The organism is Mycobacterium sp. ML4, assembly GCF_054515735.1.
In genome coordinates this window covers 238,167-256,650 of sequence record NZ_JBTNSY010000007.1, presented here as the reverse complement: position 1 = coordinate 256,650, position 18,484 = coordinate 238,167, and the positions used below count along the sequence as shown (strand labels likewise).

The following is an 18,484-nucleotide window of genomic DNA, read 5'->3' as shown; positions in this document are numbered from 1 at the left end:
GACGGCGACCGACCCCTCGACGGCCGACCTCCACGGATTCGCTTCGTGTGATCGGACCACAATTCCAGCCACACTGCCAAAACGCGAATGCAGCAGAAACGTACCTGGCTTCGAGCAGCAAACGCAACACGCACGTGGGCCACTTCACGAAAAAATTTCGCCGGAAATCCGCCTGTCGGTATGACAAATCGCTCGGCGGTAGACCGCGCCGTGTTGTGACGGGCCAAATACCTACTCCGACACTCAACTGACGCGCGGACACCGTCTGGATGTACGCGCCCGGAGGAAGAACACGCATGTCCCATCTTGCCGTCACCCCCGAATCGTTGCTCATGGCCGCGTCGGACCTGGCCGGGGTCGAATCGATGATCGACGCAGCCCAGAGCGCGGTCGCCATCCGAACCACATCCGTCGCGCCGGCAGCGGCTGATGAGGTGTCGACGGCGATTGCCGCTCTGTTCAGCGCGCACGCCCGGGCGTACCAAATGCTGGAAGCGCAGGTGTCCACGTTGCGGCAGCAGTTCGTGCTGCAGTTGAATTCGGCCGCCGCGTCGTATGCCGGGGCGGAAGCCGTCGGCGCCTCTCCCCTGCAGGCGTTGGTGGACGTGATCAATACGCCGACCCGGGCGGTCCTGAACCGACCACTGATCGGCAACGGCGTCAACGCAGCACCCGGAAGCGGCCTGAACGGTGGGGACGGTGGACTGCTGTTCGGCAACGGCGGGGCAGGTGGGTCCGGTGGCATCGGCCGGAACGGCGGAAACGGCGGCGCAGCAGGGTTGTTCGGCAATGGAGGCGCCGGAGGAGCCGGTGCAACGGCAGTGGTCGGCGCCGCCGGGGCGGGCGGCGCCGGCGGCGCCGGCGGATTGCTGTTCGGTCAGGGCGGCGCCGGCGGTACCGGAGGGGGTGTCAACGGCCCCTTGACCGTGTCCCCGAGCGCCGCCGGGGCGGGCGGCGCAGGCGGCCCCGGTGGCCTGCTCGGCACCGGTGGCGCCGGTGGTACCGGGGGCCGTGGTAACGGCCTCTTGGTCGGTGGTGACGGCGGTGCCGGCGGGTCCGGCGGTCTGTTCGCCAACGGCGGCGTCGGCGGCAACGGCGGCAACGGCGCGCCCGGCGGCGGCCACGGCGGCGCCGGGGGTGCCGGCGGACTCTTCGGTGACGGCGGCCGCGGCGGTGCGGGCGGCCAAGGCGCCGTCGGCGGCAACGGCGGCCAGGGCGGCGCCGCAGGCTCCCTGTACGGCAACGGTGGTCAAGGTGGACCAGGTGGCTTCGCCAACGCCGGGGGCGGTGGCGGCGCGGGCGGTAACGGGGGGCGGGGCGGTCTGCTGATCGGAGACGGGGGCGGGGGCGGTGCCGGCGGCAGTGCGATCGGTGGCGACGGGGGTGCCGGTGGCGGCGGCGGAACCAGCGGCTTGCTTACCGGCAACGGCGGCGCCGGCGGCCAGGGCGGCAGTTCAATCACCGGCAACGGCGGCGCCGGCGGCGCCGGGGGCGATGCCGGCGGGATTCTCGGCGCGGGCGGCGATGGAGGCGTCGGTGGCGGCACCCGCAGCGGGGCCCTCGGCGGCCGCGGCGGCGTGGGCGGCATCGGCGGCATACTCGTCGGCTCCGGCGGTAGCGGCGGCCCAGGCGGTGTGGGCCAGACCGGTGGCACCGGCGGCGCGGGCGGTGCGGCGCGCTTCATCGGTGACGGCGGTGCCGGCGCGGTGGGTGGCGTCGGAGTGTTCGGCGGAGCCGGCGGCGACGGCGGAAACGCGGGAATGTTGTACGGCAACGGCGGTGCCGGTGGCGCCAGCGGCGACGGCAGCCAGATTGGCGGCGGCGCGGGAGGCAACGGCGGCGACGCCGGATTGATCGGCAACGGAGGCGACGCCGGAGCCGGCGGTAGCGTGCCGACGACCGGCGCGACCGGCTACCAGGGCGGCAACGGCGGCAAAGCCCGACTGATCGGTAACGGCGGCAACGGCGGCTACGGCGGTTTCGGGGGGTTGTCGACAGGCGCCGGTGGAGCCGGCGGCGCCGGCGGCCGGCTGCTCGGGCAGAACGGGATCAACGTGTCATAGTCCGGGATCTTTCGGATCTGCCTTCACCGCAATGAGATTCCCACCATGCTCGCGGACCGGCCAACCCGGCCGTGACAGGCGGCTCGACATACCATCGCCTAAGCTGCCCCTATGGGCCACGACTGGTTGCTCGTGGAGACGCTGGGCGACGAACCCGCCGTCGTAGCGCAGGGACGGCAACTCAAGAACCTCGTCCCGATCACCACTTTCCTGCGCCGCAGCCCCAATCTTGCGGCCGTCAGAACCGCGATCGCCGAATCGGTGCAGACGGGACAGGCGCTGACCAGCATCACCCCCAAGAGCGATCGCGTCATCCGCACGGAGCCCGTGGTGATGTCGGACGGCCGCATGCACGGGGTACACGTCTGGACCGGACCGATCCACGAGGAACCGCCCGAGCGGCCCGTCGCCGGTCCACTGAAGTGGGATCTGACCTGTGGCGTGGCTACCGACACCCCCGAGTCGCTGGCCAACAGCGGCAAGAACCCCGAAGCAGAGGTCACCTATGGCAGGGCCTTCGCCGAGGACCTGCCATCACGTGAGCTCAACCCGAACGAAACCAAAGTCCTGGCCATGGCAGTGCGCGCTGAGCCCGGTCAAACCCTCTGCAGCACCTGGGATCTCACCGACTGGGAAGGTAATCCGATCCGCATCGGTTTCACCGCGCGCAGCGCGCTGGAACCCGGACCCGACGGACGTGACCACCTGGTGGCCCGCGCCATGAACTGGCGCACCGAACGTAAAGGTCCGGCAGTGGTCACCGACGACCTGGCACAGCGAATCCTGAAGGGCCTGGCACGGGCCGGTGTGCACAGGGCCCTCGTCGACCTCAGGAATTGGACCCTGCTGAAGTGGCTGGACGAGCCTTGCTCGTTCTACGACTGGCGGGGCGGCGACCACAAAGAGCGGGTCCATCCCGACGATCGGGCTCTATTGGCTTCCATGACAAAGGAATTCGCCAACGGCGCGACGAGTAGGGTGCTGCGCCTTCCCGGAAACGACACCGATTGGGTGCCGATCCACGTCACCGTCAGTCGGGTGGAACTCGAAGCAGAAACCTATGCGGGGCTGATCTCGGTTCGCTTGCCCACAAACGAAGAGGTGGCCGCGGCCGGTCTGTCTGGCACCGGCGAGGGTGAGCGCAGCTGACTATCGGCCAAACTTGCTCGGCCCCAGCGTGACTGCCGATTCCAGCCGATCCCGGCGTGCCGACGAGCGCATCTCCCACCGCCATTGGGTCTGAAGTCCCAGCCGAGAGCTCGATTGGAGACTTTCGCAAGTCCACCAGACCCGATGTCGGTGTGCCGCCTGGGTCATGTCGCACTTGCCGGTGCCAGGGGACAGCGTTGATCACGATTCCCGCGTCACTCGCCGTCGGCCGGCGGCGGATCGGGGACTATTCGGCAGCGGGTGGTGACGCCGGCGACACCGCGACGAGCGGTGGCAACCTCGGCAACGCGGAAGGGCGACGGCGAACGGCAATGCCGGCACGGGCGGGCAGCTGCGCGCCCACCGCGGGAACAGCGTTACGGCTCAGCCAGTTTCGCCGAAGCGGTAAATGTTCGGCTGCGGCGAGATACCGTGCTTTCCTGGCACGTCCACGACGTACCGGGAGGTGGCTAGTTGTCATTCGTGTTCGCGGCGAAGGAGACCCTGGCCGAATCGGCTTGCGATCTCGGAGCCATCAATTCCACATTGCGGGCAGCTCACACCGCCGCGGCGATACGGACCACGACTATCGCCGTCGCGGGCGCCGACGAGGTGTCGGCCGCAATCGCGGCCTTCTTTGAGACATACGCCGATGCCGCCGTCCAGCTCGGCGCTCAGGCTGCCGCCTTCCATGAACGGTTTGTCCAGGCCCTGGCTGGCGGCGCCGCCGCCTATTCCAGTGCCGAGGCCGTCAATGCAGGGCTGCTGCAGGCGCCTCTGCAGGCTGTCCTCGACGTCGTAAACGCTCCCACCCAGATGCTGACCGGACGTCCGCTCATCGGCAACGGCACCAACGGGGCGGCTGGAACCGGGCAAGACGGCCGGCCGGGTGGGATCTTGATCGGTAACGGCGGCGCCGGCGGGTCCGGTGCGCTCGGTCAGAAGGGCGGCAACGGCGGGGCAGCGGGCCTGTTCGGCAACGGCGGCGCCGGCGGGCTCGGTGGATCGGGCCTGGCGTCCGGGCCCGGCGCGGCTGGCGGCGCCGGCGGGACAGGCGGGCTGCTCGGAAACGGCGGTCTCGGCGGGACCGGGGGCACCGGGATCACGGACGGCGGCACCGGCGGGGCCGGCGGCGCCGCCCTGCTCTGGGGCAACGGCGGCAACGGCGGTATCGGCGGAGCCAGCCGCACCGCGACCGGCGGCGTGGGCGGGGCCGGCGGATCGGCTGGACTCGTCGGTGCCGGAGGAACGGGCGGTATCGGTGGCCTCGGCGTAGCGACCGTCGGCGGAGCCGGCGGTGTCGGCGGTCACGGCGGCGCAATCGCCGGCGCCGGCGGTGGCGGTGGGGCAGGCGGGTCGGGCCACGTCCTCGGCGGCGCCGGTGGAGATGGCGGAGGCACCGGCGTTTTCTGGGGCGACGGCGGTCTCGGTGGCGCAGGTGGGGGTGGCGGCACCGATGGTGGGGCCGGCGGGGCCGGAGGGCGCGGCGCACTGCTCGTCGGTTCCGGGGGGGCCGGGGGCGCGGGCGGTAACGGTCAACCCGGAGTGGGCGGCAACGGTGGAAACGGCGGTGGCTGCGGAGTATTCGGTGCGGGCGGCGACGGCGGAGCCGGCGGGGCGGGCCGCATCCAGGGCGGCGCCGGCGGGGCGGGTGGCAACGGCGGAGCACTCGGGGGTGACGGCGGGCTCGGCGGCAGCGGCGGCGCGAGCGGCACCAGCGGCGGACTCGGCGGTGCCGGGGGCAATGCCGGTCTGTTGGTCGGCGCCGGCGGCGATGGTGGTTCGGGCGGACCCGGTGGATTCGTCGCTGTCGGCGAAGGCGGCGACGGCGGAACCGGCGGCCGAGCCGGACTGTTCGGAAATGCCGGGGCAGGGGGCGGCGGCGGAAATGCGGATCTCGCGGGCAGCACCGGCGGAAACGGCGGCAACGGCGGCAACGCCGTGCTGGTCGGAACCGGCGGCAACGGGGGGAACCCCGGCCTCGGGCCGATCTTGGGCACCGCCGGCATCGGCGGCGCAGCCGGATGGCTGTTGGGCGCACCCGGTGAAAACGGCCGGGCTTAGCCCGCCCGGCGCTCAGCGCTACCGGAACCCCGGACCGGCCCTTGCAGCCGGCCCCGCCCGAGCAGCCGCGCGTGCCTGACCTACGAATGGCACCGCCACATCGACGGTGACGATGACGTCGAGGTCTTGGACCGCACATTCGACACCGATCACCCGCATACCGTGCGCCACCTCCTGAGCACGCGCACACGCCGCCGAAACCCCTTGCGGCAACGCGCCTGCTCCGGCCAGGGCACCCAGGTCGGCCGCAGCCTGCGCCCGGTGACGCGCCGCTATTGCCGACCCGAGGTACGCCCCCGCCGCGGTGAACAACAGCACCACCGCCACCGCTGCCACCGCAGCCACGGTCGCCGAACCACTCTCACCCCGGCTCGACTGCAGCGACCGCCTGAGCTCTGATATCCAAGGCGGGCAACAACTTCGAGTGCGCCACGACGGTAGCGACCAGAAAACCGCCGTCGTGCCGCAACTGGATTCGCGCCCCGGCCGGCGCAATCCGGCGCGCCGTTGCCTGCGCGTTGCGCTGGTCGCCGCGGGCGGCCAGGCGTGCCGCTTCACGGGCCGCGTCGACGCAACGCACCTGCATCGACACTGCTGTGAGCCCGGCCACACACAACACCAGCACCACCACCAGGCCGGCGATCGCCAGGGCCGCCTCGATAGTGCTCGCGCCGTCATCGCGGATTAGACCTTGGTGCTCAACGCGCGACCGATGATGTGGTTGAGCGCGGACACGACCGAGTCGCCGGTCACCACGGTGTAGAGAATCGCACCGAAGGCCGCCGCCGCTATCGTCCCGATCGCATACTCGACAGTCGACATACCCGACTCGTCGCTCACCAGCAACGCGATCCGCGCGATCATCGTCCGAAAATTGTTGCGCATCAGCATATTCCTTTCTCATATCAGCCCCGACTGCAGAACATCACCGGCCAGGCCGGCCACCACCGGAGCAATACCGAGGCAGACGAAGGCCGGCAGGAAACACAAGCCGAGCGGACCGGCGATGAGCACCCCGGCGCGCTCGGCGGCAGCGGCGGCCGCCGACGCCGCGTCATGGCGCGCCTGAACCGCAAGGTCGGCAACGCCGTCGGCGAGCGCGGCACCCGAAGACGCCGAACGGCGGGCCAACCGCAGCAGACCGTCGATTTGCTCGTCCGCCCGGCGCGGATCCGTCGGCGACGACCAGGCGGTCGCGGCGTCAGCACCCAGCGCCAACATGTCGGCTGCGCGACGCAGCACCATACCCAGCGGCGGTGGCGCGGACAGCGCGGCGGCAGCCGCGGCCGTCGCGACCGCCATACCCGAGGTCAGGCACACCGCAAGAACATCCAAACTGGACGCCACCGCCAGCGGGTCCGGGCCACGCGTGTGTGCCCGACGGCGATTCGAGCACCGGGGAGGCATTCCGGCACGGGCGCGCACCACCGAGGGACGCACACCGACCAGCAACGTCGCCGCCAACAGGGCCGCCGCGACGCTCATGCCGCGACCACGCGATCGGTGATCCGGTCCGACCACCACAATCCGAGGCAGGTCAGGCCGATCCCCACCATGAGAAACCACCCGCCCGCGTGTCCGCTGAACAGGTATCGCAACGGCCGGGCTCCCATCAGCTGTCCGAGCAACAACCCGAGCAGAGGCAGCCCGGCCAGGATCGCCGCAGTCGCCCGGGCACCGGCCAGACCCGACGCCACCGTCGCCGAGAAACGTTGTCGCTCAGCGATATCACGCTGCGCCGCCCGCATGAGGGTGGCGATCCCCAGGCCGTGCTCCGTCGCCAGCTGCCAACACGCGGCCAGCCGCTCCCAGTGCTGCGGCAGCGCCGACGCCCCCGCCGCCGCGCGCAGTCCGGCCGCCACGTCGGCACCCAAGCGGGCGCGCGCGGCAACCGCCCGCATGGCCGCCGACACCGCCCCATCGGTCTCGTCGGCCGCGACGTCGAACGCCTGCACGGGGTGCGCACCCACCCGTAGTTCACCGACCAGCACATCGAGACCCGCTTGCAGTGCCCGTCCCTCGTGGGCGGCGCGCCGACGAGTGCGACGGCGACGGTAACGGACGCCGGCAACAGCACCCGCCAGCGCACCCGCCAGCACCGTCGACAGCGGCAACACGAAAGCCACGACGGCCAGGGCGCAGCCGCACAGCCAGCCGCCAACCCGGGCGACCGGCGGATTTCGTCGGCCTGCGGTCACCGCCGGGGCAAGCCGCGCCCGCGATGATGCCGGTGCCACCGCAAGCGCCGAGGCCAGCAGCAGTGCGCAGAGCTGCACGCCGGTCATGCGGGTGTCCGGCTTCCTAGCACGGCATCCAATTCCGCGGCGCCGTCCATCATCCCGTGGTCCGCGTGCCACGCGGTGATCGCCAGAACCCGCCCACTGTCGCCTTGACGCAGGATCGCGATCTCGGTGAGCCGCCGCCTGCCGGTGCGATCGCGTGCGACGTGCAGCAGGACCTGGACAGCAGCCGCGAGCTGACTGTGCAGCGCAGCGCGGTCGAGCCCACCCAGCGCACCCAGCGCCTCCAGCCGGGCGGGAATCTCGCCCGGACTGTTCGCATGGACCGTGCCGGCGCCGCCGTCGTGCCCGGTGTTCAGGGCGGCCAGCAGATCCACCACCTCGGCCCCGCGCACCTCGCCCACCACGATCCGGTCCGGGCGCATCCGCAACGCCTGCCGGACCAGCTGGCGCACGGTCACCTCGCCGGCACCCTCGACGTTCGCGCACCGTGCGACGAGTTTGACCAGATGGGGATGCTGGGGCGCCAGCTCGGCGGCGTCCTCGACGCACACGACGCGCTCCGTGGGCGCGACGGCGCCGAGCATCGCGGCCAGCAGCGTCGTCTTTCCGACTCTCGACCTATGGCACACTAGAGCCATGGGAGTGCGAGCAGCGATCTACGTGCGAATAAGTCAGGACCGAGACGGCACCCGTCTCGGCGTCGAGCGCCAGGAGCAGGACTGTCGGAAACTCGCGAACACTCTCGGGCTCGACGTCCAGACCGTATTCGTCGACAACGACATTTCGGCCTACAGCGGGAAGCGTCGGCCGCAGTACGAAGCGCTGCTGGCCGACGTCGAAGCCGGCGCCCTGGACGTCGTGCTCGCGTGGCACCCTGACCGGCTGCACCGCTCGCCGCTCGAACTAGAGACGTATATCGACCTGTCGGATCGGTTCGGCATCCAGACCCACACCGTGCAGGCCGGCGCGTGGGATCTGTCGACGCCCTCTGGTCGCGCCGTAGCCCGGACGCTCGGCGCCTGGGCCCGGTACGAGTCCGAGCACAAGGGCGAACGGATTCGGCGCGCGCGTCAGCAGCAGGCCAAGGCCGGCGGCTGGCACGGCGGAATCCGGCCTTACGGGTTCGAGAAGGACGGCGTAACCATCCGGCCGGCGGAAGCCGCCGAGATTACGAAGGCGACCGAGGCGATCGTGTCCGGGGTATCGCTGCGCTCGCTGGTCCGCGACCTGAACGAGCGCGGGATACCGACGGCGACCGGCCGCGGACCGTGGACGTCGGTCGCGCTCAAAGACACGATCATGCGGCCGCGCACGGCCGGCCTGTCGTCCTACCGCGGCGAGATCGTCGGGCCAGCGGTCTGGCCGCCGATCGTGCCCGAAGACACCTGGCGGGCTGCCTGTTCGATCCTGTCCGACCCGGCCCGCCGAACCAATGGCGGTCGCGGCGGGATGGTCCGCTGGCTCGGTTCCGGCCTGTACGTGTGCGGCGTGTGCAACGAGGCCCAGTTGCGCGTGGGCACCGGCGGCAGCGTCAAGCGCAACACCTACCGGTGCGGGAACCGCAACATTCGCGACGGCGGCGGACACGTCACCCGCGAAGCCGGCAGCCTCGACGCCTACATCGAAGAGGTCATCGTCCGGCGACTGTCTGAGCCCGGATTGCTCGACCGGTTCCTCACGGCTGACCCCGATCAGGACACCGCGGCGACGCGTGTCGAACTTCTCGCGGTGCGTGAGCGCCAGGACGAACTTGCCGGCCTGTTCGCCGCCGGCCAGATCACCGCGCGGCAGCTGGCGATCGGAACCGAGCAGCTGGCCGCGAAAGAGGACCAGCTGTCGAAGAGTCTCGCGTCCGCCGGCCGGCGCAATCCGATGCAGATGCTCGCCGGCGCGAAGGATCTTCGCGCGCTGTGGTTCGGCACGGTCGAGGACCGTTCCGACGGCCTGACGCTCGGCCAGCGGCGCGCGATCCTCGACGCGCTGATGACCGTCACGGTCCTGCCGGCGCCGCGCACCCGCGGCGGGTTCGATCCCGAATACGTCCAGATCGAATGGAAAGCGTGAGCGTGCCCGACATCGGCGAAATGGGTGGTGCTCCGACTGTTTTCGTGGTGTGCGACAGCCGGAAGCACGCCCGCGGCAAGGTCGCCAAGATCGACCAGTTCATCCGGATCGACGGCCGCTGGCATTCCCGCGGAACCCTGCGAAAGCGAGGCACTGCCGGATCCGGATTCGCCGATGACCTCCGGTGCAAGCTGTGCGGCCAGTCAGCACCGCGGCCAGCGGACGCCGTGCTGAATCGCCTTGCAGCACAGGGCGAGTCGAGCGCAAGCCTAGCGAAGTTACGGAGTGCTAGCATTCGGTAGTACCCACAGTTGTGGGCGACCGGTCGCGGAATACGGCCGGGGGTCAATCCCTCCCAGAAGCAGGGCGGTTGAACTGACCCTCGGAGCCCCCCGTGGCCACATGGACACAAGAACGAGCACGCGTCGCAGCCCTATCCCGGCGCGTACAGGCCGGCGAACGCGCACCTGACGATCCCGCACTCGCCGAAGCCCGACAAAACCTGCGCGCAGCCAAACTCGAAGACCACATTCGGAAGGCCGTCGCCGAAGCACCACCGCTTTCCGATGAGCAGCGCGACCGTATCGTCGCGATCCTCCGGGGCGGTCGGGGATGAAGCCCGCCGACGAACCACAGGTCCACGTCCGCGCCAACGCGTCGCGTCCGGGGCTGGTGCTCGTCGCGATCGGCAGCGGAACAGACCCTTTCTCCGTCACGCCCGAGTTTGCGATCGGTTTGGCCGGCCAGCTGCTCGACGCGGCGACTGACGCCCGCGACGCCTTGACCTGTGGCGATGTCGAAATGTCCGGGCGGACAGCGGCCGGACGCCCGACTCGCGTCCGGGCGGACACCGAGGCGTCGTGACCGAGCAGTTGGCGTTCTGGGGTATGCCGCGGCGGCGCGGTCGACCAGGCCGGCCGTCACGCCGCGACAACCTGCAACGAGCCCTGGACATCTGCGCGACATACGCGGACCTGACAGTCGGCGACGGGCCGGCCAACGCACAACCGACGTCCCGCGGACCCGAAATGTGGATCCTGATGAGTGACGACGATTGGGACAACGACTGGCTCAACAACGTCGGAATGGCCGCGCGGGGCTTGTACTGGACCGCGCTGTCTTGGGCGAAAGACCAGACCCGCGGCCGAGACTTCCTCGCATCCAAAACGGTGCTCGGCGACCTGGACTCGTGGTTCATCCCAGACGGCCAGATCAGGTACTGGAAGGCGACCCGCGAGGCCAAGCAACTGGCTGAGGCACGCATCTGGATAGCCGTCCAAGGCGGCTACCGATACCTGTATCTGCGCGATCAGAACAAGCCAAAAGCGTTCTACGAGAACCGGCTGAAAGACACCAGCCGCAAGCGTGGACAGCGAGCGCCCCGGCCGTCCGACGCCCCCGCCGGGGGGTGGTGAATGTGTTTGCTGGACAGCGCATGTCCCAGCGGGACACCTGTTGGGACAAGGTATCGGTCATTTCAGACCTTGCTACAAGCGGACCACCTGTGACCTGCACAGATTGGTCGATGTCCCACCGGGACACTATGGGTACGTCTCGAACTGACGCGGGCTTGTGTCAGCGCTCAGTTTGCAGACGTAACTCCTGCCGGGTTCACGACGCGACAGTCCAGTCCCGAAAGCAGGCTGCCGCGGGGGCTTCGCCCCCTTGCCACGTATCTGCTTCCTGGTCGCTTTCCGATGCCTTCCGACGCTCGCCCGCGCCGACCAACTCACGAAGCCAACCCTTTGTGCGCGACGCGAGCAGCCGCAAGCAACCACCCGCATGGAGTGACCAGAGACATCTACGTGGCAACCGAGCGAAGCGAGGGCGGCAGCCTGTCGTTGCGTTTCTCGGGCACGGTACTAACGCGCGCGCGAGCGCGGCACGCGGGCGACCGCAGCCGCGGGGTGGTCGAGCGTGAGTCGCCGTGTCGCCGTCGAGCAGGCCGCGCGCGAGGAACGAGCGTCAGCGATTCGCCAGTGCCGGCGCTGCGATCCATGCGGCTGGCGGCTTGGCCCGGACCGCACACCCATCGACCCCGCCGTCCGCTGCGACCACGGCGCACCAACCACACCGCCAGCCGTTCGGGACATCACCGAGCCCATCCACCAACCCGAGGACAAACAGTGATCGCCCCCGTCGCGCTGGTCTGCCACCGCAGCACCCAAACCGGACCGATCACCGTCGAAGCGACGTATTGGGAGACCACCGAGCAAGCGCGACAGGCCGAAGCCGAACTGACCCCGTGCGGCCCGTTCTGCATCGGCGTTCACAGCGCCGTGCGCCTCGACCGCGAGCCCCACGGCAGACGCCGGCCGTCGTTGAGGACCAGGACGACGAGCACCACCGGCGCCGACGGAGCAGACACATGAGCGAGTCCGGTCTGCTACGGGCCGGCGGCGTCGTGGTCCTGAGCGGGCCGGCCCTGCGCGCCGCGCTCCAGGCCGCCCTCATCGCGACACGTAACCGCCGGCTGTCCGGACTTCCGACCGACACCTTCGAGGCGCTGGCCTGCGAACTCTCCGCGGCCATGTCGGCAGCGCGACAGTCGGACGTCCGCAAATCCGCGATTAGCGACACTTCACCCATGCCCCCGACTGTCCCGCTCGACCAGGCCGCCACCCAGTTAGGCGTGTCGACCCGGCAAGCAGCACGGCTGGCGCCGCGGCTAGGTGGCCGAAAGATCGCCGGCCGCTGGTTCATCGACGAGATGGCACTACAAGAGCACCTGGAAAGGACGACCTGAATGGACCAGCGAGAGCAGGCACGACTCATCGCGAGTCTGACCGACGACGAACTAGCGGAACTCACCGAACGGGCGAAGCACTTGCCCCCGGAGGAAGGCGACGACGCCGACCCTGATCGCCAATTCATTCGAGCGCTAACCGCATCCGCTCACCAGCGCGGATGGATGGCGGATCTAGCCGGCCGGTTCGGATCTGACGGCGACGACACCACCGACACCGGCGACGCCGGCGGCCGCGATGCGCCCCCCGACGGCGAAAAAGACAACGCTGTGGCGTTCCTGCGCACCATCACCGACCGAGCCAACCAACCCCGCCGAAACACGGCCGCGTTTTTGCGCGTCATCAACCCCGACCAACCCCGCTGACCACCCGTTACCCCCGTGAAAGGACAACCACCATGCAACTCACACCACGTTTCTTCGCCACGCAGGTTCGCAGCGCCGCGCACACCATCGGCGTGCCGCTGCCGGCGGACCTCATCAAGCAACTCGACCAGGCCGACGCGCTCGTCCGCACTGCTGAGACGCTGCGAGGCGCCGGCGACCTTAACGAAGCCATTTTGGACGCCCTCGAAGCCGGCCGCGATTACCGCGACGACCGGGCCGTGCAGCGCGCGGCGATCGACAGCCTGGTCGCTAACTTCCAGTCGCACGGCGTTGTCGAGGCGGCGAACGTCCGCGCGATGAACCGGCGCCGCGCCGCGCTGGTCGAGCACGCCGGCGACGTCCTCACGGCGTGGCAAGACGCCCTAGAGCCCCATTCGGCCGCCCTCGCGGCGGCAGCCGCCGAACTGCCGACGCATGACCTGTCGAATACCGCGGCAATCATCAGCGCCGGACTCGACGCCGTTCAACATTGGCGCGACGCACAGACCGCGATCGCGGTCTGGAACGCGGCCGCTTCCGGGTTTGTTGCGTTCGCCGGCGCCGCGCGCATCAACGCGCAGCCCCGGTATCTGGTCTTCACTGACTCCGACGCCGCGGCCGTCAAGCCCGCCCTGGCAGGCGGACGCCAACCCGACGCCTGGACCCTCGCCTGTCACGGTGTCCCGCTCGACCTGCCCACGGTCGACGAGTTCAGGGCCCGAGTCGAGCGCCACGAAGCCGACGACGCCGCCGAATACGAGCAGCAACAGCCTGCACTCGCCACCACGGCGTACGACACCTAAGACCGGCGGTGCGCCTCGACCCCTTTCGCGGGGCGTGCCGCCTTCCGCAGCCGTGCGGCCGGCGCATCGGGAGCGCCATGGCGACGCCCAGTGCGACGCCGAGGTGCGCACCGGCCGCACGGTACGACCACCCCACGACGAGGACCAGGACGTGACCGCCAGCGACACCAAGCAGACCAGGGGGAGTGCTCCCCCACCCCCACCCCCGCCGCCACCCATGGCATAGGCGCCGCCCCCCCTGCCCAAGTTTTTTCTCACGCGAACAGAAGGGATTCGATGTGACCGAGCGCAGGTTGCGCGCTGTGAAGGCGGGTGAGAAGGCGCCGGCTAAGCGCGCTTCGCGGACGGCGCCGATGTCAGTCGCGGATGCCGTGAGGACTGGTGACCGTCGGAAGATCCTCGTCGCGTTGCAGTACCGGATCGCGAAGGCGATCGACGATTCGAAGAGCGCGGGTCCGGCGTTCGCAGCGTTGATCAAGCAGCAGCGCGACATTGCGGCCGAGATCCAGGCGATTGACCTCGCTGCGAAAGCCGGACCGTCGAAGGCGAAGTCGGCGATCGTTGATACGCCTAATGAGGGCTGGGACGAGTCGATGATCTGAGCGCCGGCCGGTCGGGTCGTCGTCGCGTCCTGGTCGTCGCCGTCGGCGTGGGTCCGACGATTCAGCCGCGCGCGCCTGCATGCTTGGCCGGTGTCGAAGCGCGCGGAGTACCTGTTCGCGCTGTACTCCGGGTCGGTCGCTGATCCTGGCGACCGCAACCCGTACGCCGGCGGCGAATCGCTGGTTCTGCCGCAGCTGTGGATGCGCGGGTACATGCGCATGCTGCGCGTCCGCGTCGAAACCGGGCCGGCGATGGCGCGATACCGCGAAGCCGTGAGAAGAAACTGAGACGATGACGGCGCGTAGCGCGCTCGCCTGACGGACCAATTTGCGAAGATGCGACATGTGACGCGCGGGGGTAACAGGTGACAGCGCTGCCGGAACCCATGCCGGCGCGATCGACCCGAACGAACCGAACATCTTCAACCCCGGTCACTTCCAGCGCCATCACGCCGGCCGCGGCGTCCGTCCTGGCCGGCGTGCCGACGTGGTGGGCCACGCGCGCTCGCGCGGCCGGCCTGTCGGGGCAGTGGCTTGAAGTCGACTGGGCGATCACGGATGCTCCGATGCCGGCGTGGACCGGCGACGCTGCGGCCCTCGACTTGGCCGGCACGACGGCCGAAGAACTGGGCATGCTCTACGTCTCCCAGCTTGACCCGAAGGACCGCGCGCAGCATGGCCGGCACTACACGTCGAAAGTGCTCGCCGACACCCTTTGGGCGATGACCAAGCGCGCGCTCGGGTGGAAGCGACCGCAAGCGCTCAGCGGCCTGGTGCGCGATCCGGCGTGCGGCGCCGGCGCTCTGCTACTGCCGATCCTGCGCGAGCACCTGGGCGCCGCCGCGCGCGTGGACGCGCAACTCGCGCTCGCCGGCCTGCCGAACGTCATCGCGGGCACCGATACCGACGAGAACGCCGTGTGGCTCGCGAATGTGCTTCTCGCGTCGGAGATGCTGCCGATCCTGGCCCGCACGCCGCGAGCGCGCCGGCGCCCGCTGCCCGCCCTCGCGTCAGTCGGCGACGGGCTCGCACCGACAGACGTGCCGACGCTGGCGACCGTGATGAACCCGCCGTACGGCCGCGTCCGACTCGGGTCGGCCGAGCGCGAGCGCTTCGCTGAATCGCTCTACGGCCACGCGAACCTGTACGGCCTGTTCATGGCGACCGGCCTCGACGCGATCGGCGGCGACGGTGTTCTGTCCGCGCTCGTCCCGACTTCGTTCCTGGCCGGCCGGTACTTCGAGAACCTGCGGCGGGTGCTCGCGGACCAGGCGCCGCTGCGTGAGATCGCGTTCGTCGCCGACCGAAGCGGGTCGTTCGGCGGCGTGCTTCAAGAGACGTGCCTGGCGACGTTCAGCAGCAAGCGGGTCCGGCGGGTCACTATTTCGACGATCGGGCCGCAGACCAGCGAGGTCGCCACCGTACGATCGCCGCGCGGGGTACTGCCGTGGCTGCTGCCCCGTCACTCCGACGACGCGCCGACCGCAGCGGCGGCAATCGGCATGCGGACGAACCTCCGGTCGGTCGGCTGGCGGGTGTCGACGGGCCCGCTGGTGTGGAACCGGCGCAAGGCCGACCTTGTGTCGCGACCGGGCGCCGGCCGGGTGCCGGTGCTGTGGGCCGCAGACATCGACGGCGGCAAGGTCCATCGCGACGCGGCGCGGGACTCGACGCGGTACCTGAAACTGCGCGGCAACGACGAGTCCGTCATGGTGCTGACCGAACCGGCCGTCCTGGTGCAGCGCACGACGGCGCCGGAGCAAACTCGGCGGCTGGTCGCCGCTCACCTGACAGCGGACGTGCTCGCCGAGTGGGGCGGTCGCGTCGTCGTCGAGAACCATGTGAACGTCATCCGCGCCGCCCGCGGCGAGTCGCAGGCGGTGTCCGCTGAACTTCTCGCGCGCCTACTCGCGACGGTCACGACCGATCGGGTTCTGCGCTGCCTGTCTGGCAGCGTCGCGGTGAGCGCGTACGAACTGGAGGCCCTGCCGCTGCCTGAGCCAGACGTCATAGCCGGATGGTCGGACCTTGGCGCGGCCGACTTCGACGCGGCCGTCGCTCGCGCGTATCGGCCGGCCAGCGCATGACGCTGCGGCCCGTCGTCGACCGCGATCTGGTCCGCGAACGGCTGGTGAAGATCTTCCCGCCCGAAGCGTTCGACGCGGTGCTGTCGAATCCGCTCGCCGCGGCCGGCGTCGCCGCGATGATCTACGTCGGTGCAGTGGTCGACGACGAGGGCGACCCCGAACCGGAGAACGTGTGGAGTAGGCCGTCAACGGTCCTGTGGATGTCAGACACGATCCACGCTCACACCAGCGACGACGAGCGCCTGGCCTACGCTGCCGCCGCGGCGGTCGGCCGGCGGCGGATAGAGACGCTGGTGCAGGAGTGGGGCGACAGTCACCATCCCTGGTACGCAGACACTACCCGCGAGACGCTGCGCGATGAGATCTGGCCGAAATGGCGGGAGAACGGCGCGGCGCGGATGCGTACGGGCATCGCGACGAGCAGTTCGCTGCCCCGTTGGGCGCTCACCGCTTCATTCGCGGACCTGTTCGACCCCGCACTCGACGGCGACCAACTCGACGCCGCGATCGCCGACTGGCAGGACGCGCACCTGAACCCCGGCGCGAAACTGAAACTGCACTACGCGAGCGCCCTGGCGAAAGCGGAGCACGAAGTCACTGTTCAGCTTCCGGGATACGGACAGCGGGTGCTTGACCCCGGCGTGTCGTCGATGATCCTCAAGGGCGTAATCGAACAGTGGGCACCCGCACGGCTTGCCACGCCGGTTGTGCTCGCCATCAGCCAGTCCGGCGACAAGCTGTACGTCGCAGATCAGGCGGTGCTGGCTCAGATCGGCATTTCGATCAACGTTTCGTCTGTGCTGCCCGACGCGATCGTCGTCGATGTCGGCGTCACGCCGGCGACGTTCTGGATCATCGAAGCAGTCGCGACGGACGGCGAGATCAACGAGACGCGCAAAGAAAACCTCACCGAGTGGGCGGTCGAGCAGTACATCGCGCCTGAGCAGTTGCAGTTCCTGTCCGCGTTCGCATCCCGCAACGCTCCAACCATCCGCCGGCGGCTGAAAGACATTGCGAGCGGGACGTTCTGCTGGTTCCTCGACGAGCCAGGTAACGAACTTTCTTGGAGCGAAATCTAGTCGACCGCAGCCATCGCCGCGGCCCGTATCTCGTCGGAATCGACCGCGGTGTATCGCTCCGTTGTCGCGACGCTGGAATGTCCGAGCAGCACTTGCACAGCGCGTAGGTTGCGGGATCCCCGATAGGCTCGGGTGGCGAAACGGTGCCGCAGAGTGTGCGCGGTCCAGTGGTCAGGCAGCGCGCCGGCCATCAGCTTCCCAACCCACCGCGGCGACAGATGACCGTCCTCGTCGCCAGGGAACAGGAACCCGTCGGCGCCGGCGATCGCCGCGGCCAGGCCGTCGCCAAGCGGCACGACGCGCAGCTTCCCGCCCTTGCCGTGGACCAGGAGCGCGGCGCCGGCCGGCCCGCGGGTCAGGTCGCGACGATGCACGCGCGCTATCTCGGCGCGACGAAGACCAGCTTCGGCCGCAAGCCTGAGCATCAGCCGCACCCGCGGATCCGCGCCGGCGATCGCCGCGAACCATACCGAGTCGGGCGCCGGCCGCGGCGACGGCGCAGCTGCACGCATCACCGGCAGGTCGGCCGCTGGGCTCGTCGGAAGGTGGCCGGCGCGGTAGGCCCACCCGAAGAACGACACGGCAGTGGCGCGGTGACTGCGGCGGGTTTCGATGCTCCACGTCTGCCGGCCGAACCACGCGAGGATGCCGGCCGTCGTGACTCGCGCCGGCGCGCACCGGAGCCCGCGCGCCATGAACGCCAGATGCCCCCGGCGGGTCGCGATCGTCGCCGGTGACCGGCCCGCACCCGCCTCAGCCGCGAGGTACGCGTCGACCAGGCCGGCCCACGCTGGCGGGAACGGTCGCGGCGCGGGCCCGCTCACATCACGTCCAGAACGGTCGCGGCGACGTCGAGCGCCTGGGCGACGCCAGCGGGATTGACGCAGCGTGGGCCGCGGCCGGCGCGCACAGCGGCGGCACGGCCGCGCAGCGTCGCGATTGGATCGGCAGCAGTGCAGACGTCGAACGACACGGCCGCGGCGACCAGTCGAGCGTCCACCCACCCGAGTCCGGTCAGCGCGCCTTCGGCGTGAAGTAGGCCGGCGAGGTCTTGCAGGACGGCGCGAAACGCGCTGCTGCCGGTCGCGTCTTCCGCGGCCTGAACGAGAAGTTCGAGCCCGGCAGATTCAGGGTCGGCCGGCGCGGCGCTGGTGGTAGTTGTCATGCAGTGAGGCTAACTGCGTGAAACACGAATTGCCAAGGGCTGCAATGAAACTC

Annotated in this window: 21 protein-coding genes and 1 pseudogene; 14 read left to right on the top strand and 8 right to left on the bottom strand. The window is 70.0% G+C overall.

What is annotated here, in order from left to right:
* Positions 1–296: 296 nt before the first annotated feature.
* The 3 genes from ACX9NE_RS10480 to ACX9NE_RS10470 all read left to right on the top strand — a co-directional run bounded on the left by ACX9NE_RS10480 (position 297) and on the right by ACX9NE_RS10470 (position 5,276).
* On the top strand, positions 297–2,063 hold the full coding sequence (locus tag ACX9NE_RS10480) for a PE family protein (RefSeq protein WP_459361596.1): 1,767 nt from the start codon (positions 297–299) through the stop codon (positions 2,061–2,063).
* Positions 2,064–2,174: 111 nt separating this feature from the next.
* Positions 2,175–3,212 carry a PAS domain-containing protein gene (locus ACX9NE_RS10475; protein WP_459361595.1) on the top strand — a complete coding sequence of 346 codons (1,038 nt, stop codon included), beginning with the start codon at positions 2,175–2,177 and terminating at the stop codon, positions 3,210–3,212.
* A gap of 474 nt (positions 3,213–3,686) precedes the next feature.
* Entirely contained in the window at positions 3,687–5,276 is a 1,590-nt protein-coding gene (locus ACX9NE_RS10470; RefSeq protein ID WP_459361594.1) for a PE family protein, read from the top strand.
* A gap of 18 nt (positions 5,277–5,294) precedes the next feature.
* Here ACX9NE_RS10470 and ACX9NE_RS10465 read toward each other — a convergent pair whose 3' ends face one another.
* The 6 genes and pseudogenes from ACX9NE_RS10465 to ACX9NE_RS10440 form a co-directional block, all read right to left on the bottom strand.
* Positions 5,295–5,621, bottom strand: a complete 327-nt coding sequence (locus ACX9NE_RS10465; protein ID WP_459361593.1) for an Rv3654c family TadE-like protein — start codon at positions 5,619–5,621, stop codon at positions 5,295–5,297.
* 16 nt (positions 5,622–5,637) lie between these two features.
* Positions 5,638–5,937: a TadE family type IV pilus minor pilin gene (locus ACX9NE_RS10460; protein WP_459361626.1), complete on the bottom strand. Its 300-nt coding sequence runs from the start codon at positions 5,935–5,937 to the stop codon at positions 5,638–5,640.
* Positions 5,938–5,960: 23 nt separating this feature from the next.
* Positions 5,961–6,161 carry a DUF4244 domain-containing protein gene (locus ACX9NE_RS10455; protein WP_459361592.1) on the bottom strand — a complete coding sequence of 67 codons (201 nt, stop codon included), beginning with the start codon at positions 6,159–6,161 and terminating at the stop codon, positions 5,961–5,963.
* A 15-nt stretch (positions 6,162–6,176) separates the two neighbouring features.
* Positions 6,177–6,761, bottom strand: a complete 585-nt coding sequence (locus ACX9NE_RS10450; RefSeq protein WP_459361591.1) for a type II secretion system F family protein — start codon at positions 6,759–6,761, stop codon at positions 6,177–6,179.
* Positions 6,758–7,561, bottom strand: coding sequence for a type II secretion system F family protein (locus ACX9NE_RS10445; RefSeq protein WP_459361590.1), 804 nt, complete (start codon positions 7,559–7,561; stop codon positions 6,758–6,760). The genes ACX9NE_RS10450 and ACX9NE_RS10445 overlap by 4 nt, the downstream gene beginning before the upstream one ends.
* Positions 7,558–8,151, bottom strand: a pseudogene (locus ACX9NE_RS10440) (CpaF family protein); the annotation flags it as partial. The pseudogene ACX9NE_RS10440 and the gene ACX9NE_RS10445, both read right to left, overlap by 4 nt.
* Before the next feature lie 4 nt (positions 8,152–8,155).
* Between ACX9NE_RS10440 and ACX9NE_RS10435 the strand changes: the two are divergent.
* The 11 genes from ACX9NE_RS10435 to ACX9NE_RS10385 all read left to right on the top strand — a co-directional run bounded on the left by ACX9NE_RS10435 (position 8,156) and on the right by ACX9NE_RS10385 (position 17,266).
* A complete protein-coding gene (locus ACX9NE_RS10435; RefSeq protein ID WP_459361589.1) occupies positions 8,156–9,583 on the top strand; it encodes a recombinase family protein in 1,428 nt (475 codons plus the stop codon).
* A 612-nt stretch (positions 9,584–10,195) separates the two neighbouring features.
* Positions 10,196–10,447, top strand: coding sequence for a hypothetical protein (locus tag ACX9NE_RS10430; RefSeq protein WP_459361588.1), 252 nt, complete (start codon positions 10,196–10,198; stop codon positions 10,445–10,447).
* Positions 10,444–10,998, top strand: a complete 555-nt coding sequence (locus ACX9NE_RS10425) for a hypothetical protein (protein ID WP_459361587.1) — start codon at positions 10,444–10,446, stop codon at positions 10,996–10,998. The genes ACX9NE_RS10430 and ACX9NE_RS10425 overlap by 4 nt, the downstream gene beginning before the upstream one ends.
* A 711-nt stretch (positions 10,999–11,709) precedes the next feature.
* Entirely contained in the window at positions 11,710–11,955 is a 246-nt protein-coding gene (locus ACX9NE_RS10420) for a hypothetical protein (RefSeq protein WP_459361586.1), read from the top strand.
* Positions 11,952–12,329 carry a hypothetical protein gene (locus ACX9NE_RS10415; RefSeq protein WP_459361585.1) on the top strand — a complete coding sequence of 126 codons (378 nt, stop codon included), beginning with the start codon at positions 11,952–11,954 and terminating at the stop codon, positions 12,327–12,329. The genes ACX9NE_RS10420 and ACX9NE_RS10415 overlap by 4 nt, the downstream gene beginning before the upstream one ends.
* Complete coding sequence (locus tag ACX9NE_RS10410; RefSeq protein WP_459361584.1) at positions 12,330–12,695, top strand: hypothetical protein; 366 nt, start codon at positions 12,330–12,332, stop codon at positions 12,693–12,695.
* A 92-nt stretch (positions 12,696–12,787) separates the two neighbouring features.
* Positions 12,788–13,498 (top strand): hypothetical protein, encoded by a 711-nt coding sequence (locus ACX9NE_RS10405; RefSeq protein ID WP_459361583.1) that lies wholly within the window; start codon positions 12,788–12,790, stop codon positions 13,496–13,498.
* 278 nt (positions 13,499–13,776) lie between these two features.
* Positions 13,777–14,100 carry a hypothetical protein gene (locus ACX9NE_RS10400; protein WP_459361582.1) on the top strand — a complete coding sequence of 108 codons (324 nt, stop codon included), beginning with the start codon at positions 13,777–13,779 and terminating at the stop codon, positions 14,098–14,100.
* A 90-nt stretch (positions 14,101–14,190) separates the two neighbouring features.
* Complete coding sequence (locus tag ACX9NE_RS10395) at positions 14,191–14,388, top strand: ribosome modulation factor (protein ID WP_459361581.1); 198 nt, start codon at positions 14,191–14,193, stop codon at positions 14,386–14,388.
* 77 nt (positions 14,389–14,465) lie between these two features.
* Complete coding sequence (locus tag ACX9NE_RS10390) at positions 14,466–16,187, top strand: Eco57I restriction-modification methylase domain-containing protein (protein ID WP_459361580.1); 1,722 nt, start codon at positions 14,466–14,468, stop codon at positions 16,185–16,187.
* Complete coding sequence (locus ACX9NE_RS10385; protein WP_459361579.1) at positions 16,184–17,266, top strand: BsuBI/PstI family type II restriction endonuclease; 1,083 nt, start codon at positions 16,184–16,186, stop codon at positions 17,264–17,266. The genes ACX9NE_RS10390 and ACX9NE_RS10385 overlap by 4 nt, the downstream gene beginning before the upstream one ends.
* On the opposite strand, the gene ACX9NE_RS10380 is transcribed toward ACX9NE_RS10385, so the two are convergent.
* The gene (locus tag ACX9NE_RS10380; RefSeq protein WP_459361578.1) at positions 17,263–18,090 is read right to left on the bottom strand and encodes a tyrosine-type recombinase/integrase; all 828 of its coding nucleotides are present in this window, start codon (positions 18,088–18,090) and stop codon (positions 17,263–17,265) included. The genes ACX9NE_RS10385 and ACX9NE_RS10380 overlap by 4 nt on opposite strands.
* On the bottom strand, positions 18,087–18,431 hold the full coding sequence (locus ACX9NE_RS10375) for an amino acid aminotransferase (RefSeq protein WP_459361577.1): 345 nt from the start codon (positions 18,429–18,431) through the stop codon (positions 18,087–18,089). The genes ACX9NE_RS10380 and ACX9NE_RS10375 overlap by 4 nt, the downstream gene beginning before the upstream one ends.
* Positions 18,432–18,484 lie beyond the last annotated feature (53 nt).

What these genes read in the sequence shown, in the direction of transcription:
- ACX9NE_RS10480 (WP_459361596.1), top strand. Translation starts at nt 297, where the DNA reads ATGTCCCATCTTGCCGTCACCCCCGAATCGTTGCTCATGGCCGCGTCG.
- ACX9NE_RS10475 (WP_459361595.1), top strand. Translation starts at nt 2,175, where the DNA reads ATGGGCCACGACTGGTTGCTCGTGGAGACGCTGGGCGACGAACCCGCC.
- ACX9NE_RS10455 (WP_459361592.1), bottom strand. Translation starts at nt 6,161, where the DNA reads ATGCGCAACAATTTTCGGACGATGATCGCGCGGATCGCGTTGCTGGTG.
- ACX9NE_RS10450 (WP_459361591.1), bottom strand. Translation starts at nt 6,761, where the DNA reads ATGAGCGTCGCGGCGGCCCTGTTGGCGGCGACGTTGCTGGTCGGTGTG.
- ACX9NE_RS10445 (WP_459361590.1), bottom strand. Translation starts at nt 7,561, where the DNA reads ATGACCGGCGTGCAGCTCTGCGCACTGCTGCTGGCCTCGGCGCTTGCG.
- ACX9NE_RS10435 (WP_459361589.1), top strand. Translation starts at nt 8,156, where the DNA reads ATGGGAGTGCGAGCAGCGATCTACGTGCGAATAAGTCAGGACCGAGAC.
- ACX9NE_RS10430 (WP_459361588.1), top strand. Translation starts at nt 10,196, where the DNA reads ATGAAGCCCGCCGACGAACCACAGGTCCACGTCCGCGCCAACGCGTCG.
- ACX9NE_RS10415 (WP_459361585.1), top strand. Translation starts at nt 11,952, where the DNA reads ATGAGCGAGTCCGGTCTGCTACGGGCCGGCGGCGTCGTGGTCCTGAGC.
- ACX9NE_RS10410 (WP_459361584.1), top strand. Translation starts at nt 12,330, where the DNA reads ATGGACCAGCGAGAGCAGGCACGACTCATCGCGAGTCTGACCGACGAC.
- ACX9NE_RS10385 (WP_459361579.1), top strand. Translation starts at nt 16,184, where the DNA reads ATGACGCTGCGGCCCGTCGTCGACCGCGATCTGGTCCGCGAACGGCTG.
- ACX9NE_RS10375 (WP_459361577.1), bottom strand. Translation starts at nt 18,431, where the DNA reads ATGACAACTACCACCAGCGCCGCGCCGGCCGACCCTGAATCTGCCGGG.